The organism is Nonomuraea sp. NPDC050022, from assembly GCF_044460705.1.
Lineage (GTDB): Bacteria > Actinomycetota > Actinomycetes > Streptosporangiales > Streptosporangiaceae > Nonomuraea.
On record NZ_JBITKE010000011.1, the window covers coordinates 135,126 to 158,664 of the forward strand.

At 71.5% G+C, this 23,539-nt stretch carries 17 protein-coding genes and 3 tRNA genes; 10 read left to right on the forward strand and 10 right to left on the reverse strand.

The window, feature by feature from the left end:
• Window positions 1-73: 73 nt before the first annotated feature.
• Complete coding sequence (locus ACIBO2_RS41200; RefSeq protein ID WP_358546045.1) at window positions 74-1,426, forward strand: hypothetical protein; 1,353 nt, start codon at window positions 74-76, stop codon at window positions 1,424-1,426.
• Here the strand turns inward: ACIBO2_RS41200 and ACIBO2_RS41205 are convergent.
• Genes ACIBO2_RS41205 through ACIBO2_RS41220 form a run of 4 tightly spaced genes read right to left on the reverse strand, consistent with a single transcriptional unit; the run spans window position 1,420 to window position 5,831 of the window.
• Complete coding sequence (locus tag ACIBO2_RS41205; RefSeq protein WP_397303903.1) at window positions 1,420-3,102, reverse strand: serine/threonine-protein kinase; 1,683 nt, start codon at window positions 3,100-3,102, stop codon at window positions 1,420-1,422. The two genes, ACIBO2_RS41200 and ACIBO2_RS41205, sit on opposite strands and share 7 nt — an antisense overlap.
• Before the next feature lie 4 nt (window positions 3,103-3,106).
• Window positions 3,107-3,937 (reverse strand): aminotransferase class IV, encoded by an 831-nt coding sequence (locus ACIBO2_RS41210; RefSeq protein ID WP_358546049.1) that lies wholly within the window; start codon window positions 3,935-3,937, stop codon window positions 3,107-3,109.
• Complete coding sequence (locus ACIBO2_RS41215) at window positions 3,934-4,947, reverse strand: chorismate-binding protein (RefSeq protein WP_358546051.1); 1,014 nt, start codon at window positions 4,945-4,947, stop codon at window positions 3,934-3,936. The genes ACIBO2_RS41210 and ACIBO2_RS41215 overlap by 4 nt, the downstream gene beginning before the upstream one ends.
• Window positions 4,914-5,831 carry a LysR family transcriptional regulator gene (locus tag ACIBO2_RS41220; protein WP_358546054.1) on the reverse strand — a complete coding sequence of 306 codons (918 nt, stop codon included), beginning with the start codon at window positions 5,829-5,831 and terminating at the stop codon, window positions 4,914-4,916. The genes ACIBO2_RS41215 and ACIBO2_RS41220 overlap by 34 nt, the downstream gene beginning before the upstream one ends.
• A 58-nt stretch (window positions 5,832-5,889) precedes the next feature.
• On the opposite strand from ACIBO2_RS41220, the gene ACIBO2_RS41225 reads away from it, so the two are divergent.
• The gene (locus ACIBO2_RS41225) at window positions 5,890-7,044 is read left to right on the forward strand and encodes a Rid family hydrolase (protein ID WP_358546056.1); all 1,155 of its coding nucleotides are present in this window, start codon (window positions 5,890-5,892) and stop codon (window positions 7,042-7,044) included.
• A 29-nt stretch (window positions 7,045-7,073) separates the two neighbouring features.
• On the opposite strand, the gene hutH is transcribed toward ACIBO2_RS41225, so the two are convergent.
• Window positions 7,074-8,624: a histidine ammonia-lyase gene (gene hutH / locus ACIBO2_RS41230; protein WP_358546058.1), complete on the reverse strand. Its 1,551-nt coding sequence runs from the start codon at window positions 8,622-8,624 to the stop codon at window positions 7,074-7,076.
• 14 nt (window positions 8,625-8,638) lie between these two features.
• Complete coding sequence (locus ACIBO2_RS41235; RefSeq protein ID WP_358546060.1) at window positions 8,639-9,469, reverse strand: helix-turn-helix transcriptional regulator; 831 nt, start codon at window positions 9,467-9,469, stop codon at window positions 8,639-8,641.
• A gap of 106 nt (window positions 9,470-9,575) precedes the next feature.
• Between ACIBO2_RS41235 and ACIBO2_RS41240 the strand changes: the two genes are divergently transcribed.
• From ACIBO2_RS41240 to ACIBO2_RS41270, 7 genes are all read left to right on the forward strand, one after another.
• Window positions 9,576-10,379 (forward strand): SDR family NAD(P)-dependent oxidoreductase, encoded by an 804-nt coding sequence (locus tag ACIBO2_RS41240; protein ID WP_397303906.1) that lies wholly within the window; start codon window positions 9,576-9,578, stop codon window positions 10,377-10,379.
• 125 nt (window positions 10,380-10,504) lie between these two features.
• Window positions 10,505-10,984, forward strand: a complete 480-nt coding sequence (locus ACIBO2_RS41245; protein WP_397303908.1) for a hypothetical protein — start codon at window positions 10,505-10,507, stop codon at window positions 10,982-10,984.
• A gap of 34 nt (window positions 10,985-11,018) precedes the next feature.
• Window positions 11,019-11,090: transfer RNA gene (locus tag ACIBO2_RS41250), tRNA-Gly, on the forward strand.
• A gap of 15 nt (window positions 11,091-11,105) precedes the next feature.
• Window positions 11,106-11,176 (forward strand) — tRNA-Cys (locus ACIBO2_RS41255).
• A gap of 4 nt (window positions 11,177-11,180) precedes the next feature.
• Window positions 11,181-11,255, forward strand: a tRNA-Val gene (locus ACIBO2_RS41260).
• Window positions 11,256-11,626: 371 nt separating this feature from the next.
• Window positions 11,627-13,501, forward strand: a complete 1,875-nt coding sequence (locus tag ACIBO2_RS41265; protein ID WP_397303909.1) for a glycoside hydrolase family 97 catalytic domain-containing protein — start codon at window positions 11,627-11,629, stop codon at window positions 13,499-13,501.
• Window positions 13,502-13,551: 50 nt separating this feature from the next.
• Window positions 13,552-15,978 carry a glycosyl hydrolase family 95 catalytic domain-containing protein gene (locus tag ACIBO2_RS41270; protein ID WP_397303910.1) on the forward strand — a complete coding sequence of 809 codons (2,427 nt, stop codon included), beginning with the start codon at window positions 13,552-13,554 and terminating at the stop codon, window positions 15,976-15,978.
• Between the two features lie 39 nt (window positions 15,979-16,017).
• Here the strand turns inward: ACIBO2_RS41270 and ACIBO2_RS41275 are convergent, their stop codons facing one another.
• The gene (locus ACIBO2_RS41275; RefSeq protein WP_397303911.1) at window positions 16,018-16,854 is read right to left on the reverse strand and encodes an SAM-dependent methyltransferase; all 837 of its coding nucleotides are present in this window, start codon (window positions 16,852-16,854) and stop codon (window positions 16,018-16,020) included.
• Window positions 16,855-17,044: 190 nt separating this feature from the next.
• On the opposite strand from ACIBO2_RS41275, the gene ACIBO2_RS41280 reads away from it, so the two are divergent.
• Window positions 17,045-18,682: a Coagulation factor 5/8 type domain-containing protein gene (locus ACIBO2_RS41280; RefSeq protein ID WP_397303912.1), complete on the forward strand. Its 1,638-nt coding sequence runs from the start codon at window positions 17,045-17,047 to the stop codon at window positions 18,680-18,682.
• A 5-nt stretch (window positions 18,683-18,687) separates the two neighbouring features.
• Here ACIBO2_RS41280 and ACIBO2_RS41285 read toward each other — a convergent pair whose 3' ends face one another.
• From ACIBO2_RS41285 to ACIBO2_RS41295, 3 genes are all read right to left on the reverse strand, one after another.
• Window positions 18,688-19,251, reverse strand: a complete 564-nt coding sequence (locus tag ACIBO2_RS41285) for a dihydrofolate reductase family protein (RefSeq protein ID WP_397303913.1) — start codon at window positions 19,249-19,251, stop codon at window positions 18,688-18,690.
• Between the two features lie 137 nt (window positions 19,252-19,388).
• The gene (locus ACIBO2_RS41290) at window positions 19,389-20,015 is read right to left on the reverse strand and encodes a helix-turn-helix domain-containing protein (RefSeq protein WP_358546080.1); all 627 of its coding nucleotides are present in this window, start codon (window positions 20,013-20,015) and stop codon (window positions 19,389-19,391) included.
• 177 nt (window positions 20,016-20,192) lie between these two features.
• Window positions 20,193-23,450 (reverse strand): BTAD domain-containing putative transcriptional regulator, encoded by a 3,258-nt coding sequence (locus ACIBO2_RS41295; RefSeq protein ID WP_358546403.1) that lies wholly within the window; start codon window positions 23,448-23,450, stop codon window positions 20,193-20,195.
• Window positions 23,451-23,539 lie beyond the last annotated feature (89 nt).

Genomic DNA, 23,539 nt, shown 5'->3' on the forward strand with positions numbered 1-23,539 from the left:
CGGGAATGAGCGCACGCGATCGGGACCTTTCTGACATAGCTTCCATAGTGACCCAGGAACGAGAGGGAAGTGCGTGATCTTCGGAAAGGTACGGGTGGCGGCAGCGTGCGCGGCACTCCTGCTGATGGCCGCGTGCAGCGCCGGTCCGCGAGGGGAGGATCCCTCCGGAGACGGGGGTGAGCCCCTCACCACCGCCCAGCCGACCGGTGACGCGAAGACGAGCCCGAACGTCGAACGGGTCGCCCACGTGCCCCGCACGGCTCCGCTCAACGGCGCCATGGACTGGAACACCGACCTGGCCTTCCAGGGCGACTACGCGTACGTGGGCAACTTCGGCGGGTTCTCGATCTACGACATCAGCGACCCGACCAAGCCCAAGACCGTCAGCCAGGTCGCCTGCCCGGCGCAGCAGAACGACGTCTCGATCTACGGCGACCTGCTGATCCTGTCGATCGACGAGCCGCGCAGCGACGAGAGCTGCGCCTCCACGACGAAGAGTCAGGCCTGGGAAGGGCTGCGGATCTTCGACGTCAGTGACAAGAAGAACCCGAAGTACGTCTCGGCCGTCGCGACCGACTGCGGCTCGCACACGCACACGATGATCCCCGACGGGGAGACGCTGTACGTGTACGTGTCGTCGCCCGGCCCCGAGCCGGAGTCGGACACGTGCCCGCCGCCGCACGAGCTCCTCCAGGTCGTGGAGATCCCCACCAAGGACCCCAAGGCCGCCAAGGTCGTGGCAAGGCCGAACTTCTTCCCCGACCGCGAGGAGACGGGCGCCGGGTGCCACGACATCACGGCGTTCCCGGAGAAGAAGCTGGCCGCGGCCGCCTGCTTCGGTGACGGCGTGCTGCTCGACATCTCCGACCCGGTCAACCCGAAGCTGCTCCAGCGGATACGCGACGAGGAGAACTTCCAGCTCTGGCATTCGGCGACGTTCAACAACGACGCGACCAAGGTGGTGTTCAGCGACGAGCTGGGCGGCGGCTCCGCGCCGACCTGCGACCGGGACACGCCGCGGACCAAGGGCGCGGACGCGATCTACGACCTCACCAATGGGCAGCTGGAGCGGCGCGGCTACTTCAAGATCCCGCGCGAGCAGGAGCAGGACGAGAACTGCGTCGCCCACAACGGCTCGCTCCTCCCGGTGCCGGGCAAGGACATCATGGTCCAGTCCTGGTATCAGGGCGGCGTGTCGATCTGGGACTTCACCGACTCCGCCAACGCCAAGGAGATCGGCTACTTCGATCCGCCCCCGTTCGACGGCGTCGCGGGGTCCTGGTCGGCCTACTACTACAACGGCTACATCTACTCCAGTGACATCCGGGGCGGCCTGGACGTCATCGAGATCAAGGATCCGCTGACCGACCCGGCCAAGCGGGTCAAGATGGACGACTTCAACGTCCAGACCCAGAAGTCCTACTGAGGCGCCGTGATGGTCCCCGCCCGCCAGTTGCTGTAGGTGGTGGCGAAGGAGGAGGCCAGCCGGATGTTCTCGTTGAGCGCGCGCCAGGACAGGTCGAAGAAGACCGGCCTGTCGCGCGGGTCCAGTGTGAGCTTCCAGGTGAGCTGGGTGTCGGCGAGGTCATCGACGGTCCACCCGCCGGTGATCTCCGAGATCTTGTCCTGCAGGGCCCGCGGGCCCTTGCTGGTCACCAGGGAGCCGGAGTAGGACCGCCCCTCCGCGCTGATCCGCGGCGTCAGGCTGATCACGTCGAGCAGGGCGCCGATGCCCGCGGTCACGGGGAGCATCTCGGCGAAGTAGAGCGCCGCCGACGCCTCCTTGCCCTTCACCGGCTTGCCGTCCAGGTAGACGGTCGGCGTGTCGGAGCTCTCTATGACGACCACCTTCCGGCTGTCGCCGACCGACTCGACCCGCATGTCGAAGTCCGTGGTGGTGTCATCGCTCGCGCCGAACACGAGCCGGCCCTGGGCCTGGCCGGCGTACGCGCTCTCGCTCAGGCCGCCCGAGTAGGTGAAGTCGGCCAGCGGCGTCACGATGGTCGCCGCCTCCACGGCCGCGACCAGCTCCGCGCGCCTGGCCGGCGGCGGGGGGACCATGGACTCGGCCATGCCGGTGGAAGGCGAGGGTGTACCGGTGGCGGCGGCCGGTGTGATGGGTGCCCGGCCGGCCGCCCGCTCCCAGAGCAGCACCCCGCTGACCAGCAGCGCCGTCGCCGCCAGGCCCGCCCCGGCCAGCATCTTCCTGCGCGCCAGCAGCGCCCGCCCGGGATGGATGGGCGGCGGCGGCCCGGCCACCAAGGTGTCGGCCGCCGCCAGCGCGCCCTGTTCGAGCACGTCGGCCTCTTCCGAGCGCCGGTCCTCGCCGAGCAGCTCCAGCAGGACGCCGCGCGCCGTGGGACGGGCCGCGGGGTCCTTGGCCAGGCAGCGGGCCACGATCCCGCGCAGCGGCTCGGCCAGATCGCCCAGGTCGGGCTCGCCCTGCAGGATCCGGTAGGCGACCGCGGCGATCGTGTCCCCGCCGAACGGCGCCTGCCCGGTGGCCGCGTACGCCATCGTGGAGCCCCAGGCGAACACGTCGGCCGCCGCCCCGACGGGCCCGTCGCCGAACTGCTCGGGCGCCATGTAGCGCGGTGTCCCGGCCAGCCCGGTCTTGGTCGCGGTGAGCCCGGCGAGCCGGGCGATGCCGAAGTCGATGACCCGCGGCCCGTCCTGGGCCATCAGCACGTTGCCCGGCTTGAAGTCGCGGTGCACCACGCCCGCCCGGTGGATGGCCGTCAGCGCGGTGACCGTGCCGATGGCCAGGCGGGTGAGGGGCGTGCCGCGCAGGGGCGCGACCTCCTCCAGGGAGGGGCCGTCGATGTACTCGCTCACGACGTAGGGCGGGTCGTGGTCGAGGTCGGCGGTGATCACCCGGGCCGTGCAGAACTCGGCGACCTGCCTGGCGGCGGCGAGCTCCCGCTGCGCCGTGCGATCGACGCCGCCCGCCACGCCGCCCGCCATCACCTTGATCGCCACTCGCTCGCCACCCGGCTTCTCGGCCAGGTAGACCACGCCCTGCCCGCCCTGCCCGAGCCGGCCCACGATCAGATAGCCGCCGAGCCGCAGCGGGTCGCCCGGCCGGGGTGTATCGACGGCCATCCGCTCAGGGGTTGAGGTCGGCGGCGGCGTGCTCGGCGAAGATCCGCATCGCCTTCGCGGTGATCGGCCCCGGGGCCACCGGCAGCTCGGTCTCGTCGACGAGCCTGATCGGCTGGATGTCGCGGGTGGTGGAGGTCAGGAACGCCTCCTCGGCGGTGTAGAGGGCGGACAGCGGTACGTCGGCCTCCTCGCCGCCGCACCATTGGAGCACCAGCGCCCTGGTGACGCCGGCCAGGCAGCCGGACTCGAGGGTCGGGGTGAGCAGCCGCCCGTCGCGGACGATGAAGATGTTGGAGCCGGTGCCCTCGCACAGGTTGCCGGCCAGGTTGCCGAAGATGGCCTCGCCGCCGCCGCGCGCCTTGGCGTGGGCCAGGGCCTTGGCGTTGTCGCCGTAGGAGGTGCTCTTGACGCCGGCCAGGGCGCCGTTCTCGTTGCGCGGCCAGGGGACGACGGTGACGTTGGCGGTGCCGGGGAACGGCTTCTGCTCGTCGACGATCACGATCGAGGTGGTGCCCTGGTCGCCGCGGTCGGAGCCGAGGGGGCCCGGGCCGCTGGTGTAGGTGACGCGGATGCGGCCGAGCGGCCAGTCGGGGGCGGCGGCCAGGCACTTGCCGACGCCGTCCTCGATGGCCCCGAGGTCGGGCTCGGGCAGGTCCATGCGCTGAGCCGACAGCGCGAGCCGGTCGAGGTGCCTGGTGAGCGCGAACGCCTCGCCGTGCACGATCTTGATGGTCTCGAAGACTCCGTCGCCGACCATCAGCCCATGGTCGAACACCGAGACGGTCGCCTGCGCGGGGTCGATCAGTTCCCCGTTGACCCAGACAGGGATGGTCATCTATTTCCTCCTGAGGATGCCAGTGCGATGAGCCTGGACGCCTTCAGCTCGGTCTCGAGCCATTCACGCCGGGGATCGCTGCCCCAGGTTATGCCCGCGCCCGTGCCGAAGCGGATCTCGCCTGCTTCGATCCAGAACGTACGGATGCCCACAGCCAGCGCCGCCCGTCGACGGTCGGCGTCGACCCAGCCCACGGCCCCACAGTACGGCCCGCGCGGCTCCGGTTCGAGCTCATTGATGATGCGCAACGCGGACGACTTGGGCGCGCCGGTGACCGAGCCGGGCGGGAAGGTCGCCGCGAACAGCTCCGGCCAGCCCGCCTCCGGCGCCAGCCTGGCCCGTACGGTCGACACAAGGTGGACCAGCCCGGGATGCTCCTCGACGGCGCAGAGCGACGGCACCTCGACGGAGCCGACGGCGGCGATCCGGCCGAGGTCGTTGCGGACCAGGTCGACGATCATGACATTCTCAGCGTAGTCCTTCTCCAGCAGGTCGTCCGCCGTGGCGCCGGTGCCCTTGATCGGTCTTGACTCGATCAGGTCCCCCTCGCGCGACAAATACAACTCGGGCGAGGCCGACACCACGCTCAGTCCGGGCACCTGGACGACGGCCGCGTAGGGGGCCGGATTGCCGGTGGCCAGGCGGGCGGCCAGGGCCAGCGGGTCGGCGTCGTGGGGCAGCGGCGCGGTCAGGACGCGGCAGAGGTTGGCCTGGTAGACCTCGCCCCGCTCGATGTAGTCGCGGATGGCCTGGACCCCGCGCTCGTAGGCGGCCTGATCGAGGGAGCTGTGCCACCGGTCGGGGGCGGGGCCGTGCCACGGGGTCCTGGGGGTGGGCAGGGGCCCCTGGCGTACGTGGTCGAAGCGGGCGCACGTCACCTTGCCCTCATAGTCGACCACCACCGCCCACCAGCCGTCGCCGTCGAGCGCGGCCAGGTCGGTCGTCAGGTCGCGCAGGCCGGTGGCCAGGAGGTTGCCTACGGAGGCGAAGCCGTCGTACACACCTGCCATTCTCCCAGCAATCGGACGAACTCCCGCGCGGACGGCAGCGGCACTTCGGGCAGGGCCGCGTACACCTTGCGCGCCGGGACCAACCCCCTCAGGGGCCGCAACACCAGATCGGCGGGTACGGCCCGCGCCGCGAGCTCCGGCACCAGCGTCACCCCGAGCCCGGCGGCGACGCAGCCGAACTTGCCGGTCCATTCGGCCACCCGCAGCCCGCTGCGCGGCGTGAACCCGGCCGCGGCGCAGGCGGTGACGAGCAGCGTCGGCTGTCCGCGCGGCGCCGCCTCGATCCACGTCTCCTCGGCCAGGTCGCGCAGGTCCACGTCGGGCTCGGCGGCCAGCCGGTGCGCCCGCGGCAGCGCCACCAGCAGCCGGTCCTCGCGCAGCGGCACGATCCGGCCGCCGTCGGCGGGCAGGCCGGCGGGATAGTCGCTGATCACCGCGACGTCCAGCGCGCCCGCCTGCAGCCGCTCCATCAGCCTCGTCGTCAGCCCCTCGACCAGCCGCAGCCCGACCTCCGGCCGGCGCTCGGCGAACCGCTTGAGCGTCACGGGCACGAGATCGACGTTGGCCGTGGCGAACGCGCCCACCCTCAGCGTGCCGCCGCTGCCGCCGTGGATCGCGGTCAGCTCCTCGCACGCGCGGTCGAGCCGGTCGAGCACGGCGACGGCGTGCCGGTGCAGCGCCACTCCCGCCGGCGTCAGGCGTACGCCCCTGGCCAGCCGCTCGAACAGCGGCCCGCCGGTGGCCCGCTCAAGGGCGGCGATCCGCCGCGAGACGGCCGACTGGGTGTATCCGAGCAGCTCGGCGGCGGCGGTGAACGAGCCGCTCTTGGCCACCTCGTCGAAGAGGCGGAGCGCGACGGTGTCGAAGGCATTCGTGTCTGTCATGGCTGACATGCAATCTAGTCGGTGGTGGAATGCCTCGCATGTCAGTTAACTAGGGAACGTGATTGCATTTCTCGGACAGGGACGCATGGGCGTCCCCATGGCCCGGCGGCTCAGCGAGGCCGGGCATCAGGTGACGACATGGCGGCGCGGGACCGGTGTCCCGGTCGCCGAGGCGGTCGACGGGGCGGAGCTGGTCATCACGATGCTGCGTGACCCGGCCGCCGTGCGCGAGGTGCTGACGGCCGCGCTGCCGGGGCTGCGGCCCGGCGCGACGGTGGTGGAGATGTCCACGATCGGCCCGGAGGCGGTGCGGGAGCTGCGCGCGCTGCTGCCCGCCTCCGTGAAGCTGGTGGACGCGCCCGTCCTGGGCAGCGTCGCTCCCGCGGCCGACGGCACGCTGACCGTGCTGGCGGGCGGTGATCTGGCGGGCGTGCGCGACGTGCTGGCGGTGTTCGGCACGGTGCGCGAGTGCGGGCCGCCGGGGGCGGGCGCGGCGATGAAGCTCGCCGTCATGAGCGCCCTCGTGCCGGCCCAGGTGCTGCTGGCGGAGACCTACGCGTACGGGGAGGCGCACGGGGTGGACCGCGACGCCCTGGCCGAGGTGCTGTCGGCCACCCCGCTGGGCGTCCTGGCCGAACGCCTGCGCACGCCCGCCCCCGAGACCCGCTACGCGCTCGGCCTGGCGGCCAAGGACCTGACGCTGGCCGCCTGGCCGGGCGCCACCCTGGCCAGCGCGGCCCGCGCACGCCTGCAGGAGGCCGAGGCGGCCGGGCTCGGCGACCACGACGTGACGGCCATCGCCGCCCACGTAGGCGGGCGGCCCGCGCACCGGGCCGTGCCGATCAACCCCTCGACCGTGCCGGCCACGAACGGCTTCTACTCCCATGCCGTACGGGTGGGCGACATGCTGTACGTCTCGGGGCAGGCGGCCTTCGACTCGAACGGGCGGCTCGTCGGGGAGGGGGACATGGCGGCTCAGGCGGAGCACGTGTTCCAGTGTCTGGGACGGATTCTCGCCGATCAGGGGGCGGGGTTCGAGGACGTGGCGTTCCTCCGGACGTACCTGACGAACATGGACGATCGGGTGGCGTACGGGCAGGTGCGGCGCAAGTACTTCCCGGGGACGCCGCCCGCGAGCACGACGGTGGAGGTGTCGAAGCTGTTCATGCCGGGGCTGCTGCTGGAGATGGACGCGATCGTCGCGCTGCCGTAGCAGCGCGAGACCCGAAATACGGCGATAAATTACGCTAGGCGGCCCGTGACGGACTCGGCGGCGGCGACCACGCCGCCGTCGGCGACCAGGCGGACGGCGTACTCGATCTCCGGCGCCAGGAAGCGGTCGGGGCCGGGCCCCGGGACGGTCTCGCGCAGCGCCTTGACCACCGCGCCGGTGGCGGGCGCCGGCTCCAGCGGGGCGCGCAGGTCGAGGGCGCGGGCGGCGGTGAGTACCTCGACGGCCAGCACCCGGGTGAGGCCGTCGACCGACTTGCGCAGCTTGCGGGCCGCCGACCAGCCCATCGAGACGTGGTCCTCCTGCATGGCGGAGCTGGGGATGGAGTCCACGCTGGCGGGCGCGGCGAGCCGCTTGAGCTCGGAGACGATGGCCGCCTGGGTGTACTGGGCGATCATGTGGCCGGAGTCCACGCCGGGGTCGTCGGCCAGGAACGCCGGCAGGCCGTGGTTGCGCGCCACGTCCAGGAAGCGGTCGGTGCGGCGTTCGGACATCGAGGCCAGGTCGGCGGCGACGATGGCCAGGAAGTCCAGTACGTAGGCGACGGGGGCGCCGTGGAAGTTGCCGTTGGACTCGACGCGGCCGTCGGAGAGCACGGCGGGGTTGTCCACGGCGCTGGCCAGTTCCCAGGTGGCGACGTTCGCGGCGTGGGCGATCGTGTCGCGGGCGGCTCCGGCCACCTGGGGGGCGCAGCGCAGGGAGTAGGCGTCCTGGACGCGGGTGCAGGCGGTCGGGTCGCGGTGGCTCGCCATGATGCCGGATTGATCCAGAATTTTCGTCATATTGGCGGCGGAGAGGGCCTGGCCGGGCTGCGGCCGGAGCGCCTGCAGTTCGGGAGCGAAGACGCGGTCGGTGCCCAGCAACCCCTCGACACTCATCGCGGCGCTCACGTCGGCGGTCCTGACGAGCATGGTCAGGTCGTCGATGGCCAGGATGAGCATGCCGAGCATGCCGTCCGTGCCGTTGATGAGCGCGAGGCCCTCCTTGGCGGCCAGCTCGACGGGCTCGATGCCCGCCTGCTTGAGCGCCTCTTCCGCTGCGGTGATATTTCCGGACCCATCCCGTACGACGCCCTCGCCCATCAGCGTGAGCGCCACGTGCGCCAGCGGCGCCAGATCGCCCGAGCAGCCGAGGCTGCCGTATTCGTGCACGACCGGCGTGATGCCCGCGCTGATGAGCGCGGCCAGCGTCTTCGCGGTGGTCGGCCGGATGCCGGTGTGACCGGTGGCCAGGGTGTGCAGGCGCAGCAGCATGAGCGCGCGCACCACCTCGGTCTCGACCTCGGGACCGTTGCCCGCGGCGTGGCTGCGGACCAGCGAGCGCTGGAGCTGGGCGCGCAGAGCCGGGTCGATGTGCCGCGTGGCCAGGGCCCCGAACCCGGTCGAGATCCCATAGGCGGGCACCGGGCTCTCGGCCAGCTCGTCGACCAGCTGCCGGGCCGCGGAGATCGCGGCGATGGCGTCGTCGGTGAGCTGTACGGGGGCGCCGTGACGGGCCACCCGGATGACGTCGTCGAAGGTGAGGGGCTCTGGACCGACGTTCACGACTCCGTTGTCGCGCATGATGACTCTCCCGCTTAGGTAACCGGCGTATGTGATGTTAGCTCCTTACCGGCGAACGCAGCGGCCTGCCCCTCCCCGCCCTCGCCACTGGAGAACCGGGCGGCCCGCCCGTCCCTGGCCTCATCACCGGAGAACCGGTTGGCCAGCCCTTCCCTGACCTCGCCACCGGAGAACAGGGCGACCAGCCCTTCTCTCCCCTCATCGGTCAGCACCACGGCCCGTGGAACGGTGCCGTGCCGGTACCAGCCGCGCTCGAGCAGCGCCCCGGTCACCGCCGCGCCGAGAGCCCCGCCGAGGTGGGCCCGGCGCTCGGTCCAGTCCAGGCATTCCGGGGCGAACCGCCGCCTGGTCTTCCGTACCCCCGCCATGTCCACCCCGAGCCCCGCCAGCAGCCGCTCCCCCTTGTCCGTGACCTCCTGGTTCACCAGGAAACCGCCCTGGACCAGCTGGTCGAACAGCGCCACACCGGCCCGCCCGGCCAGGTGGTCGTAGCACGTACGCGCCTCCTCCAGCTGCCTGGCCTGACGCGACTGGCGCAGAGACCGGATGGGCGGCCGGGTGCTCACCCTGGCGAGCACCTCCAACACCTCGGCGACCTCGTGGCCGGCCAGGCGGTAGTAGCGGTGGCGGCCTTGCCGTACGACGTCGACGAGCCGCCCGTCGAGCAGGCGGGACAGGTGCGCGCTCGCGGTGGCGGCGCTCACGCCGGAGAGCCTGGCGAGCTCCCCGGCGGCCAGCGCGCGACCGCCCAGCAGCGCGGTGAGAATGGCCGCCCTGGTGGGGTCGGCTATGAGCGCCGCGACGGGCGCGATGTCGGAGTCTTGGGCGATGTATTCGGCGGCCATACTTGACGTTAACCCACGGACATTTCGCCGGCCGTCGAAGCATCGCCCCCTTCGGCCGCACCCGGCGCCCGGTTAGGCTGCGGGTGAGCCTAACCAGGGGGTCCCGTTGGCAGTCCCGTCGACAGCAGATACCGGCGTCTCGGCAGGAGTAGCCGACGCCTCGGCAGTGGGAGCCGGCATCGCGCTCGTCACTGGAGCGTCCCGCGGTCTGGGCGCCGTGATCGCCCGCAGGTTAGGCGCCGACGGCCACACCGTGGCCGTCAACTACAACTCCGAACACGAGAACGCCCGCCGGGTGGCCGCCGACATCCGCGCCGCCGGTGGATCGGCCGAGGCGTTCGCGGGGGACGTCACCGACGAGGCCGCGACGGCCGACCTGGTCGCCCAGGTCACCGACCGGCTGGGCCCCGTGGAGGTGCTGGTCCTGAACGCGACCGGCCCCCAGCCGAAGGTCGCGTTCGAGGATCTCACCTGGCAGACGCACCTGGACCAGCTCCGCTTCTTCGTGAAGAGCCCCACGCTCCTCATCCAGGCGGCCCTGCCGGGCATGAAGGCACGGGGCCGGGGCCGCGTGATCCAGATCGGCTCGGACATCGTGGACCGCGCCCTGCCCGGCATGTCCGCGTACATCGCCGCAAAGGCCGCCCAGCACGAGCTCACCCGGGCATGGGCACGCGAGCTGGGACCGTACGGCGTCACGGTGAACCTCGTCGCGCCCGGCTTCATCCCCGTCGAACGGCACGCCGAGATCGGCGCTGAAGAGCTGGCGACGTACCGGGCGCATATCCCACTCGGCCGGATGGGCACGCCTGACGACGTGGCGGGCGCGGTGTCCTTCCTGGCTTCGGAGGCGGCGGCGTTCGTCACGGGAGAACGCATCACCGTCAACGGCGGCCACACCATCGGCTGACCCGGCCCTCGAGACGCTCGGCACGACGGCGAGCCCCACGGCCCGGCCCCTGTGCCGCCGCAGCGCCCTCCAGTCGCCACCACGCTTAGACGCTGCCCCAACCATTCCACGACCACGATCGACCCATGACAGACAACGCCACCAATCCCGCGCTCCTTGTCGCCGAAGCCGTCGACCGGTGCCTCACCATCGCCGAGACCTGGCTCGCCTGGGACGGCACCCCCATCGTGACCGACGGGGCCAACCTGTGGACCCCGGCGAAAGCCGTACGCCGCATCCAGGACCACCTCATCGACCACCTGGCCGAAGTCGAGGCGCTCCTGGCCGGCGCCACCCCGCAGGACGACCACTGGCACGGCCGGATGGTGACGCTGGAAGCCGACTGGGCCCGCTTCACGGAGCTGGACCTGGCGGAGGCCCGCTCCCGCTGGACCCGCCTGGGCCAGTCCTACGTGAACCGCTACACCACCGCCCCGGACGCCTGGGATCTACCGCGCTCCCCCAACTGGACCCTGCGCGAGATCGCCGAGCACGTGTCCGGGATCAGCTGGTACGCCGAACAGGTGGGAACCCTCCGGTTTGGGGACTCGGCCAGGATTCGCTAGAGTTCTCTCGTCGCCGCACACCAGCGGAGACAACGCGGAAGTGGCTCAGTGGTAGAGCATCACCTTGCCAAGGTGAGGGTCGCGGGTTCGAATCCCGTCTTCCGCTCGGAGCTTCCGGCTCGGTGGAGTGGCCGAGAGGCGAGGCAACGGCCTGCAAAGCCGTCTACACGGGTTCAAATCCCGTCTCCACCTCCCAGGACGATTAGCTCAGCGGGAGAGCACTTCCCTGACACGGAAGGGGTCACTGGTTCAATCCCAGTATCGTCCACCATGCTCCATGGCAGACCTGCTCACGCAGGAGCCATAGCCCCAGCTCACGGCAACCGCCGAGAGTCTGGGGCTTCTTGTTGTTCCCGGTTGATCATGGTTGTTGTCCGTGCCTGCGCCGACGTTGTGCCGCACCGGGCCCGCCGGTTCGTAGCGGCGAGGGGAGCAGGACATTGACGCCGGCGGCCACCGCCAGGTCGCTCCGGCCCGCGCGGCTGCCGCGCAGCGACCTGGGCCAGATAAGAGATTGACTTTCCGACTGGATCCCGGGATCTGACACGCTGGAGACAGGTCCGATCTTGGCTCTGGTCAAACAAACCCGCACGGGTTACCATCCGGGAACACATCCGATGTATGTGGCCCTCAGGAGCTGTCATGCCGACCGCCACACCGATACGTCTGTGCGCCGCCCTCCTCCTGTGCCTTTTCCTCCTGCCCGCCCTGCCTGCCTCTGCCGCCCCAGCCACGAGCTGGACGATCTCCGCCTTACCCGGCGGTCCGGCGGCGGAGCTCTCGCTCGACCCCCAGGCGGGCACCCTCACCTTCGCCGCGACGCGCCGCGGTGTCCGGGTCCTGGAGCCGAGCCCGGTCGGCATCGTCACCGAACGGGCCGACCTGTCCCAGGGATTGCGCTTCCTGCATCGCCGCGACCGTCTGGTGACCGAGCGCTACACCACCACGGTGGGCAAGCGGCTCAAGCGTTCGGCACTCATGCGCGAGGCGACCTTCACCTTCGCCGACGCCACCGGCGCCCGGCTCGACCTGGTCGTCAGGGTCGCGCGGGACGGTGTCGCCTACAGGTACCGGCTACCGGCCGACTACGGTCCCGTTCTGCGCGAGACGTCCGCGTACGCGCTGCCCCAGAACGCCACCGCCTGGCTGGCCCAGCACCGGCGCGACTACGAGAACCCGTTCGTCCAGTACACGGCCCTGACCGCGCCCGCGGCCGACTACATGGTGCCCGCGCTGTTCGAGACCGGCGGCGACTACCTCCTGATCACCGAGTCCGGCCTCGACGGCGGCTACTCCGGGCCGCGACTGGCGCACGAGGAGGGCACCGGCACCTACGCTCTGCGGCTCTGGGATGAGAAAGTGCAGGCCGGCCAGACCCCATGGCGGGTGCTGATCGCCGGGGACCTGGCCACGGTCACCGAGTCCACGCTGGTGGACGACCTCGCGCCCGATTCCCGGGTCCGCGACACCTCCTGGATAGCGCCGGGTCAGGTGCTGTGGACGTGGCTGGCGGGCGGCAGGGAGGCGGGGCAGAGCCTGGAGAAGCAGCAGGCGTTCGTCGACTACGCCTCGGCGCGCGGCTGGCCGTACGTGGCGGTGGACGCCGGGTGGTACTTCCTGAAGGACCAATGGGACGTCACCGATCCGAACTGGCCGACCACCAGCTGGATGCCGCGACTCGTGGAGTACGGGCGGGCCAAGGGCGTGGGGATCGTGGTCTGGATCCACTTCCGCGACCTGGACACACCGGAGGAACGCGGCCTGTGGCTGCCCACCCTGAGCCGCTGGGGCGTGCGCGGCGTCAAGATCGACTTCATGGACTCCGAGTCGCAGGAGCGGCTGCGCTGGTACGACGAGATCCTCCCGGCGACCGCGGCGAACCGGCTCCTGGTCAATTTCCACGGCTCGACCATCCCCAAGGGCATCCACCGCACCTGGCCGCACGTGATGACCATGGAGGGCGTGCACGGCGGCGAGAAGCGCACGCTCACCACCGCCCACATCACCACCCTGCCCTTCACCAGGAACGTCGTCGGCTCGATGGACTACACGCCGATGGCCTTCCACCGGGCGGGGCGGCCCACCTCCGACGCGCACGAGCTGGGCCTGGCGGTGACGTACGAGTCCGGCCTGCAGGATCTGGCGGGCACCGTCGAGTCCTACCAGGCCAGGCCGGAGGCCGAACGCTTCCTCGAGCAGGTCCCCACCGCCTGGGACGAGACGCGTTTGCTGTCCGGCCGCCCGGCCGACCACGTGGTGCTGGCCCGCCGCAGCGGCGACCGCTGGTTCGTGGGGGCCGGGATCTCGGGCGCGGCGCGCACGCTCGACGTGCCGCTGAGCATGCTGCGCGGCCGATGGCTGGTCGAGGTCGTCCGTGACGGCCCGACCGGCCTGGTACGCGAGAGCCACGTTGTCGACGGGCCCCGCGGCCGGCTGTCGGTGCCGGTGCCCAACGAGGGCGGATACGCCGCCGTCGCCTGCCGCTGGCATCCCCGGATCACGACCTGCGACCGCTAGACCTCCGATCAGCGCTCCACCCACACCTCCGATGTATAGGTTGCATTTTGATGAGAAAACGGTTTCTGGCAGGGCCGATCGTCCTGGTTCTCGGCGCGGCGCTGACCGTGGCCCCGGCCGTACCGGCGCAGGCTCGTGAGCCCGCCGCGGAGCCGTACACGCTCTGGTACGACGAGCCCGCCCCCGACACGAACGAGGGCTGGGAGACGCGGTCGCTGCCGATCGGCAACGGGGCCATGGGCGCGACCGTGTTCGGCGGGGTGGGAGCGGAGCGGCTGCAGTTCAACGACAAGACTCTGTGGACCGGCGGCCCCGGCGTGGCCGACTACAACTTCGGCAATTGGGACGCCCCGCGGCCCGGCGCGCTGGAGGCCATCAGGGAGCGGATCTGGAAGGAGGGCGGTATCCCGCCCGAGGACGTCCTGGCCGCGCTCGGGCTGAGGTCGGACACGCCGCGCCAGCGCCGGTTCGGCGCGTACCAGAGCTTCGGCGACCTGCGCCTGGCCTTCCCCGGCCTGCCCGAGCAGACCGGCGACTACCGCAGACGGCTCGACCTCGCGCGCGGGGTGGCGGGCGTGTCGTTCACGGCCGGCGACGTCCGCCACAGCCGCGAGTACTTCGCGTCCGCGCCCGCGGGCGTGATCGTGGCCCGGCTCGCCACCGACCGGCCGAGCGGCGTGACCTTCACCGCCGGCATCGCCGTGCCGGCCAACCGCTCGGTGAGCGCCACGGCCGAGCGCGGCCGGCTCACCGTGAAGGGGGCGCTGACGAGCAACGGGATGGCGTACGAGGCCCAGCTGCGGGTGCTCAACCAGGGCGGGAGCCGGACCGACAACCCCGACGGCACCGTCACCGTGACCGGCGCGGACTCGGTGGTCCTCATCCTCGGCACCGGCACCGACTACGCGGCCGACTACCCCACCTACAAGGGCGAGGATCCGCACGCCAAGCTCACGGCGCGGGTCGACGCCGCCGCGCGCCAGGGTTACGCAAGGCTGCTGGCCGCGCACCGGGCCGACCACGCCGCGCTGTTCGACCGGGTACGGCTGGATCTGGGGGGAAGCCTGCCCGCCATCCCCACCGACGAGCTGCTCGCCCAGTACGGCAACGGCGCGTCCCCGGCCGCCGACCGGGCGCTGGAGCAGCTCTTCTACCAGTACGGGCGCTACCTGCTCATCGCCTCCTCCCGCCCCGGTTCGCTGCCCGCCAACCTCCAGGGTGTGTGGAACCTCCAGGAGGCCCCGCCATGGCAGTCGGACTACCACCTCAACATCAACCTGCAGATGGACTACTGGCCCGCCGAGATGACCAACCTGGCCGAGCTCGCCCGGCCGCTGCACGACTACGTGAACGAGCTGCGCGAACCCGGCCGGGTCACCGCCAAGCAGATGTACGGGGCGCGCGGCTGGGTCGCCCACCACGCCTCGAACATCTTCGGCCAGACCGGCGCCTGGGACCACCCCGCCTACTTCTTCCCCGAATCGGGGGCCTGGCTGTCCGAGCAGCTCTACGACCACTACCGCTTCACGCTGGACGAGCGCTTCCTGAAGCGGACCGCGTACCCGATCATGAAGGAGACCGCCCAGTTCTGGCTCGACTTCCTGCGGACCGACCCCAAGGACGGCAGGCTCGTCGCCATCCCCAGCCGCTCCCCCGAGCTCGGCCCGGCCACCGCGGGGGCGTCGATGTCTCAGCAGATCCTCTTCCAGCTGTTCACCGACCTGCGTGAAGCCGCGGGCCTGGTGGGCGACCGGCAGCAGGCGGCCGCGGCCGCCGACGTGCTGGGCAAGCTGGATCCCGGCCTGCGGGTCGGCCGGTGGGGGCAGCTCCAGGAGTGGAAGGAGGACATCGACGATCCGGCTGAGACTCACCGGCACGTCTCCCACCTGTTCGCGGTGCATCCGGGGCGGCAGATCTCCCCGCGTACGACGCCGGAGCTCGCGGCGGCGGCCAAGGTCTCGCTCAACGCCCGTACCGACGTGGGCACCGGGTGGAGCAAGGCGTGGAAGATCAACTTCTGGGCGCGGCTGCTCGACGGCGACCGCGCGCACAAGCTGCTGCGCGACCAGCTCCAGACCAGCACACTGGCCAACCTGTGGGACACCCACCCGCCGTTCCAGATCGACGGGAACTTCGGCGCGACCTCCGGCATGACGGAGATGCTGCTGCAGAGCCACCTGGGAGCGATCGACCTGCTCCCGGCGCTGCCCGCCGCGTGGGCGGACGGCCGGGTGACGGGCCTGCGTGCCCGTGGCGCGCACACGGTGGGGGTGAGCTGGGCGTCCGGGCGGCTGTCGGAGGCCCGTCTGACCTCCGACCAGGGCGGCGAGGTCAAGCTCCGTAACGACGCGTTCCGGGGCGGGGTGCGGGTCACGGCGGGGCACGGTCGTCCGGTCGCGTACAAGGTGGACGGAGATACCGTGACGTTCCGGGCGCGGGGCGGTGATGACTACCGAATCGACGTCATCGACCGGTAGTGCGCCGGACGTCGGCACGGCATACGGCCGGGGCCGTCGCTAGGGGTGGGCGTCCTCTGGCGGGGGCCCGGCCTTGCGGCCGACGCCGACCATCACCCACGCCTTCTCCGGTCTCTCGGACTGGAAAGGGCTGTCGGGCCGCCACTCCCGGACGTACACCAGCCCGGGTTCGACCAGTTCGAGCCCGTCGAAGAAGGGCAGCACCGTCTCGCGCGTACGGGCGCCGCCCTCGGCGTGGCCCAGCATCCTCCGGTAGAGGGCGACGATCGGCTCCGCCACCTCAGGGCGGGAGTCGAAGACGACGTGCGTGATGACGATGTGGCTGCCGGCCGGCAACGCGTCACGCAGCTCGGCCACGTGCCAGAAGGGCTCATGGCTGTCCGGGATGTACTGCAGGACGCCGAACAACAGCACCGCCACCGGCTGGTCGAGGTCGATGACCGCCCGCAGGTCGGGGTCGGCCAGCAGTTCGGCGGGATGCAGGATGTCGCCCTTGACGACGCCGGTCCCGGCGCCTCGGGCCAGGATCGCGCGGGCGTGCGCGAGCACCACCGGGTCGTTGTCCACGTAGGCCACGCGGGCGCCGGGGGCCAGGGATCGGGCCAGTTCGTGGGTGTTGGGTTCGCTGGGGAGCCCCGAGCCCAGGTTGATGAACTGGGTGATGCCCTGCTCCACCAGAAACGGGATCACTCGTCCCTGGAACGCCTGGTGCTCCTGCGCCATGACCCGGACCTCCGGCGCGGTGGCCAGCACGGCCTCGGCCGCCTCCCGGTCAACGGCGAAGTTGTCCTTGCCTCCGATGAAGTAATCGTGCATCCGGGCGAGGTTCGGTGTGCTGGAGTCGATTCCTGCGATCCACCGGGCCTCGTCACTCATGCGGCGTCTCCTCCACGTGTCGAATAGCTCCTTGATTATGCCCAACAACAGCAAGCTACGCCCAACCCGTAAAGACCGGACATAGCGCATCTAACAGCGGTGATGAGATGGGCTCACGTTTGGGCCTTGTTGGAGTGGCGCGGGCGGCGGATGCTGGCGGCAGGCCCCCCAGCCGTGTGAGGTGTCCGTGATGCGTCGCCGATCCATCGCCGTCGTCCTCCTCCTTCTGACCGCCTTACTGGCGCCGCCGGGGGGAAGATCGTCGGCGGCGTCCTCACCGGCCACTCCGGGAGACAGGTCGGCGGCGGTCGCGGCGGAAGGCAGGTCGGCGGCGGCGGCGTCTGATGTGCGTGGGTTCGTCGACGCGCACAGCCACCTGTTCTCCTACGAGGCGTTCGGCGGCATGCTGCTGTGCGGGAAGCCCTTCGACCCAGGTGGCATCTCCCGCGCCCTGGCGGACTGCCCCGATCACTATCCCCATGGCGAGCTGGCCTGGTTCGAGAACTTCACCCGGACCGGCTCAGCGACCGGCACCCACGACCCGGTGGGCTGGCCCACGTTCCGCGACTGGCCGGCGCACGACTCGCTGACCCACCAGCAGGCGTACTACACGTGGGTGGAGCGGGCCTGGCGCGGCGGGCTCCGGATCATGGTCAACGACCTGGTGGCCAACCGCCAGCTGTGCGCGATCTACCCGCTGAGGAAGAACTCCTGCGACGAGATGACCACGATCAGGCTGGAGGCGCAGCGGGCCCGCGAGCTGCAGGACTACATCGACGCCCAGTACGGCGGGCCCGGACGGGGCTGGTTCAGGATCGTGCTCGACCCGGCCGAGGCCAGGCGGACGGTCGAGGCGGGCAAGCTCGCCGTCGTTCTGGGGATCGAGACCTCCGAGCCGTTCGGCTGCCGCCAGATCCTCGGCATCCCGCAGTGCACCCAGGGGCAGATCGACCGCGGGCTGGATGAGATGTACGCGCTCGGCGTACGGAGCATGTTCGTCTGCCACAAGTACGACAACGCCCTGTGCGGCGTGCGCTTCGACTCCGGCACCCAGGGCGCCATCGTCAACCTGGGCAACCTGCTCAGCACCGGCTCCTTCTGGCAGGCGCGCACCTGCACCGGGCCCGAGCACGACAATCCGATCGATCCCGGCGGAGTCCTGCCCGACCAGCTGGCCGGGCTGCTGCCACCGGGCGTCTCGCTGCCGATCTATCCCCCGGCGCCGCACTGCAACACCAGAGGGCTGACCGCCCTGGGCGAGTACATGGTCAAGGGGATGATCCGCCGGGGCATGCTGGTGGAGCTCGACCACATGAGCGCGAAGGCCGCCGGCAGTACGCTCGCCATCCTCGAGGCGGCCGGCTACCCGGGCGTGATCTCCTCCCACAGCTGGGCCGACCCGAGCTACTTCGACCGGATCTACGCCCTTGGCGGGATGATCACGCAGTACGGGCACGACGCGCGGGACTTCGTCGCCGAGTGGCGCCGTACCCAGCCGCTCAGGCAGGCGCACCAGATCCCCGGCTACGGCTACGGCCTGGACGCCAACGGCCTGGGCCGGCTGCCCGCGCCTCGTACCGGCAACGCCGCGAACCCGGTGACGTACCCCTTCACGTCCTTCGACGGAAGCGTTTCCCTGGACCGGCTGCGTACCGGCGATCGGGTCTGGGACGTCAACACGGACGGCGTCGCCAACTACGGCCTGGTGCCCGACTGGATCGAGGACATGCGGATCATCGTCGGCCCGGACATCGTGCGGGACATGGCCGCGGGCGCCGAGTCCTACCTGCGCACCTGGACGGCCTCCGCGGCCCGCCGCATCCCCTAGCCCCATTACTGGGTACGGTCGTAGCGCATCACCACCACGCGGGAGTCGCAGGTGCGCGAGTCGGCGAGCCGCAGGTTGATCCGGTCCTCGCGGGGCACGAACAGCGGCTTGCCGCCGCCCAGCACGACGGGATGCACCGCGACGTGGTACTCGTCGATCAGGCCGTGGTCGGTCAGGGCGGCGGCCAGGCGGGAGCCGCCGGTCAGCAGCAGGTCCTTGCCGGGCTGCCGCTTGAGCTCGGCGACCTCCGCGGCGAGGTTGTCGCCGATGACCCTGGTGGCCCAGTCGGTCTCCTTCAGCGTGGTCGAGAAGACGATCTTCGGGGTGTCCCGCCAGATGGGCGCGAACCTGAGGACGTGCGGGTGGTTCGACATCGACTCGGCGTTCGGCCAGAAGCTCGCCATCCCCTCCCACACGCCGCGCCCGTACAGGAAGGTGTCGGATCTGTCGGTCAGCGCGTCGGAGTAGTCCGACAGCTCCTCGCCCATCTCGGGCCAGTCGAACTCGCCCTTCGGCCCGTCGATGTGGCCGTCGATCGACGTGTGCACCCAGTAGATGATCTTGCGCATGTCCCGCTCCTTCGCTCGGTGTTCTTCGCTTTCGTGGTGGAGTCGGAGTCGCGCGGCCGTTCTCTACATCCGGCCGGAAGTTTTTTCCTGGCTTCCGCGAGCCAGGGGCTTCAGGCCAGGAGTTGGCGGGCCGGCACTCATGCCAGGAGTTCGCGAGCCAGGGCTTCGCTCCACCACTGCTGGACCCGATCGGGCGACCAGCCACGTTCGGTGGTCAGCGTGGTGTAGACGTCGATGGTGCACAGGGCCGCGTAGATGTCGACGGCCGATCGTACGTCCAGCCCGTCCCGCAGCACACCGACCGGCCAGGAGGAGAACACCTGGACCCGGGTTTCGTCGCCCCGTCGGCGGGCGTCGCGGTAGGCCGCCGCCAGCTCGGGCTCGGTGCGACCGGCCTCGCGCACCAGCGTGATGACGTCGCCCGCGCGCTCGAACAGCCGCCGGTCGTAGGCGGCCATCGCCGCCAGTTGCCGCCGGGGGTCCGTCGCCGCGGCTTCCAGCTCGGCGAGCTCCCGGGCGACGTCGGCCGACAGGTCGGCGGCGTCCGCGAGGGCCTGGGTCAGCCCCGCCTTGTTCCCGTACACCGCGTAGACCGTCGGCACGGAGACTCCCGCCTCGCGCGCCACGTCGCGGACGGTCGTCGCCGCCCACCCTTGGGAGACGAAGAGCCGGCGGGCGGCCCCGGCGATGTCGGCCCGCGTCTCCCGCGCCTGCGTCGCCCGGCGCAACGAGTCGTAGCGGCGCGGCCCCGGCTCTGCACTCATGATTTCCCCGACTTTCCGCTGTTTATAATGAATATATGACAATGACTCGCGAAGGACAGCACCGCGAGCTCGGTGACGGCCCGTCGTGGCAGAGGTCCCCAGGAGGGAGACGGTCTGTCACGCCTGCGGGGACGCCCCCTCCGGAGGGAGAGGAGGCGAACGGTCGTGGACATCGCGCTAGTGGCCGCGTACGGCCTGGATCGCGGCGTCACGTGTGAGTGCGGCACCGCGGTCGTAGGCCGTGGTGAAGGCCGCCTCGCCGAGTAGGGCGCGGGCGCGTTCGGTGGGTCGCAGCAGGTTGTCGAAGCCGCTCAGGTCCGTCGTTCCCCGCAGTGCGGTGGCCAGGCCGAGCAGGTGGGCGGCGCGCGTGGGGTCGGCCTCGGCCAGGGCGAGCGCGGCGCGCAGGTGTGCCGCGCCGGCCAGGGTCGGCATGTCCACCGCGTCGGCGGCCAGCTCGATCGCGGTGTCGAGGAGCGGCCGGGCGCCGTCGGCGTCGCCGTCGAGCAGGGCGGCCATGGCCCGGTAACAGCCGGCCGACGCCCGAACCGGAGAGTGGAGGGCCATGGCCTCCACCGCATCGAGCTCGCGCCGGGCAGCTGCCCGATCGCCGCTTCTGAGCAGGATCTCGGCCCGCGCCAGCCGGATGTATTCGAGGCCTTCCTGCTTGCGCAGCTGCTCCGCGAAGTCCCAGGCCGCGAGCATGTCGCTCTGTGCCCGGTCGAGCTCGCCCAGCCGCGCGCGGGTGATCGCGAGGCCGGCCAGGATGGCCGCCTGATCTTCGAGGATGCTGAGCTCGCCGGCCAGGCGGAGCGCCTTCACCCGCGCGTCGATCGAGGCGCTCAGGTCGCCCTGGCGGGCGTGGTGCTCGGCGAGTACGCGTAACGCCGAGGACAAGGCCCAGCGTTCGCCGAGGGCCTCCAGTTCTCGGCGGGCCTCGTCCAGGAGGGTAAAGGCGTGAGCGACCTCGCCCTCGTACTCCGCCACGATCGACTGCGTCATCAGCGCCGTCGCGCGCTCCCAGCCGGTGAGCCCCGGCAGCAGCCGATCGGCCGAACGGGCGGCGCCCGCGGGATCGCCCAGCCAGATGGGCGCGAAGAGCAGCAGAACCCACCCCGACACCCCGCCGCCCAGCCGGTCACGCAGCTCCAGGCCGGTGGACATCGCCCGCTGGGCCGCCTCGACCGCACCGAGCCCGTGGTGGGCGAACGCCTCCAGCACCAGCCGCACCGGGCGCTGGGCCTCGGGCACCTCGCCGGGCAGGTCGAGGACGCCGCGCGCCCAGTGCATGCCTTCGAGGGACCTGCCCTCCAGGTACCAGAACCACCAAACGGCCGCGAGGAGCCGTACGCCCAGCTCCGCGTCCCCGGCCTCGGCCGCGAGCCTCATCGCGGCCAGGAGGTTGTCGTCCTCGGCCCGCAGCCGCGCCAGCCAGTGGAGCTGGTCCGCCTTGCGCAGCTCGGGGTCGGCGGTCTCGGCGAGCCGGAGGAAGTGGCGGGCGTGCCGGTCACGGACGGCCCGGTCCTGCCCGGCCTCGGTCAGTCTCGCCATCCCGTACGACCGGACGGTCTCCTGCATGCGGTAGCGCTCACCGGACGGCTCGACCAGGGACTTGTCCACCAGGGCAGTGAGGACGTCCAGCACGTCGGCGGTGTCCAGCCCACTGGCCCCTTCGATCGTGCCGTCGGCGGCATGCGGTCCGCTGACACCTTGGGGCGTGTCGGCGACATGTCCGCTCACCGCTTCGAGCGCGTCCAGCGTGGCGCCGCCGGGGAAGGCGGCCAGGAGCATCGCGAGTTCGCGTTCGCGGCCGGACAGCAGGTCCCAGCTCCAGTCCACGACCGCCTGCAGGGTCTGATGCCGGGGCAGTGCCGTACGGCTGCCGCTGCTGAGCAGGCGGAACCGGTCGTCGAGCTTGGCGGCGATCTGCTCGACGCTCAACGCGCGCATCCGCGCGGCGGCCAGCTCGATGGCCAGCGGCATCCCGTCGAGCCGTCCGCAGATCTCGACGACCGTGCCCGTGTTCTCCTCGTTCAGTACGAAGCCGGGGCGGACCAAGGCCGCGCGCTCGACGAAGAGCCGCACGGCCGGATAGGTCTGCGGATCCCGCACCGCGGCCGCCGGCCACTCCAGGGGCGGAATGGGATAGAGGCTCTCCCCCGCGATGGCCATCGACTCCCGGCTCGTCGCCAGGACGCGCAGGTCGGGACAGGCGCCGAGCAGCCGGTCGGCCAGGTGCGCGACGGCCGACACGACGTGCTCGCAGTTGTCCAGGACGAGCAGCACCCGCCGGCCGTCCAGCTCCTCGGACAGCCGGTCCAGCGCCTCTGCCAGCCGGTCCATGACATCGCGAGCCGGGGCATCGTGAGCCGCGGCCTCGCGGTCCGGGGCGTCACGGTCCGGGGCGTCGCGAGCTGGGGTGCCGCGAGCCGGGGTGCCGTCGGCGGGCGCGGGCTCGAACCAGCCGGAGTCTCTGGCGCCGATCGCCGTGAGCACCGCGTGGGCGACGTCGAGCGGCTCGGTCACCGCCGCCAGCTCGACCAGCCAGACGCCGTCGGGGGCGAGCTCGGCGGAGCGCTGGGCGACCTCGGTGGCCAGCCGGGTCTTGCCCGCGCCGCCCGGCCCGACGACGGTGACCAGGCGGGCGGCTTCCAGCGCCTTGGTCAGCTGCGCCAGCTCCTCCTCCCGGCCGACGAAGCTGGTCACCTGAGCGCGCAGATTGCTACGCCGGGTCCGACGGCGAGGCTGATGCCGAGGGTCGTGCCGGAGGAGGCTCAGGTGGACCTCGGCCAGCTCCGCCGACGGGTCGACGCCCAGCTCGTCGGCCAGGGTGCGCCGGGTCCGCTCGTAGGCGTCCAGCGCGTCCGCCTGCCGTCCGGCCGCGTACAGCGCCCGCATCAGCAGGCCCTGCAGGCGCTCGCGCAAAGGGTGGGCGGCGGCCAGTGGGCGCAGCTCGGTGAGGACGTCAGTGCCTTCGGCCAGTTCGAGCTCCAGTCGTTGTTCGGCGGCCGACAGGCGCAGCTCGGCCAGGCGTACTCCCTCGTGCGCGGCGAACGGCAGGTCGGCGAACTCCGCGAACGCGGGCCCGCGCCACAGTCTTTCGGCCGCTCGCAGCGCCGCGAGGTCGCCGGTGCTCACCAGCCTCTCGAAGCGTGTGACGTCGACCTCGACGGGCTCGATCGCCAGCCGGTAGCCGGGCGGCTGCGACTCGATGGTCGCGGCGCCGACCAACCGGCGGGTGCGGGAGACCAGGGCCTGCAGGGCGTTGGCGCTGCCCGCCGGCGGCTCATCGGCCCAGATGGCCGCGATGAGAACCTCCACCGGCACGACCCGGCCCGCCTCCAGCGCGAGCCTGGCCAGCAGCGCGCGCAACTTCGTGCCCGGGATCTCGATCGGACGGCCGTCGTCGGCCCGCGTCTCGAATGGACCCAGCAGCATCACACGCACGCCCCAAGCTTCCCACTCGCCGGGCGACGCCCGTCCACGATGCCAGCGGATGCCGGTCTTCGACCCCAGCGGGTGCCGGT

Bases quoted from the DNA above. Each gene is read 5' to 3' on its own strand.
- ACIBO2_RS41205 (WP_397303903.1), bottom strand. From the start codon at position 3,102: ATGGCCGTCGATACACCCCGGCCGGGCGACCCGCTGCGGCTCGGCGGC.
- ACIBO2_RS41210 (WP_358546049.1), bottom strand. From the start codon at position 3,937: ATGACCATCCCTGTCTGGGTCAACGGGGAACTGATCGACCCCGCGCAG.
- ACIBO2_RS41215 (WP_358546051.1), bottom strand. From the start codon at position 4,947: ATGGCAGGTGTGTACGACGGCTTCGCCTCCGTAGGCAACCTCCTGGCC.
- ACIBO2_RS41220 (WP_358546054.1), bottom strand. From the start codon at position 5,831: ATGACAGACACGAATGCCTTCGACACCGTCGCGCTCCGCCTCTTCGAC.
- hutH (WP_358546058.1), bottom strand. From the start codon at position 8,624: ATGCGCGACAACGGAGTCGTGAACGTCGGTCCAGAGCCCCTCACCTTC.
- ACIBO2_RS41235 (WP_358546060.1), bottom strand. From the start codon at position 9,469: ATGGCCGCCGAATACATCGCCCAAGACTCCGACATCGCGCCCGTCGCG.
- ACIBO2_RS41245 (WP_397303908.1), top strand. From the start codon at position 10,505: ATGACAGACAACGCCACCAATCCCGCGCTCCTTGTCGCCGAAGCCGTC.
- ACIBO2_RS41265 (WP_397303909.1), top strand. From the start codon at position 11,627: ATGCCGACCGCCACACCGATACGTCTGTGCGCCGCCCTCCTCCTGTGC.
- ACIBO2_RS41270 (WP_397303910.1), top strand. From the start codon at position 13,552: ATGAGAAAACGGTTTCTGGCAGGGCCGATCGTCCTGGTTCTCGGCGCG.
- ACIBO2_RS41275 (WP_397303911.1), bottom strand. From the start codon at position 16,854: ATGAGTGACGAGGCCCGGTGGATCGCAGGAATCGACTCCAGCACACCG.
- ACIBO2_RS41280 (WP_397303912.1), top strand. From the start codon at position 17,045: ATGCGTCGCCGATCCATCGCCGTCGTCCTCCTCCTTCTGACCGCCTTA.
- ACIBO2_RS41285 (WP_397303913.1), bottom strand. From the start codon at position 19,251: ATGCGCAAGATCATCTACTGGGTGCACACGTCGATCGACGGCCACATC.
- ACIBO2_RS41290 (WP_358546080.1), bottom strand. From the start codon at position 20,015: ATGAGTGCAGAGCCGGGGCCGCGCCGCTACGACTCGTTGCGCCGGGCG.
- ACIBO2_RS41295 (WP_358546403.1), bottom strand. From the start codon at position 23,450: ATGCTGCTGGGTCCATTCGAGACGCGGGCCGACGACGGCCGTCCGATC.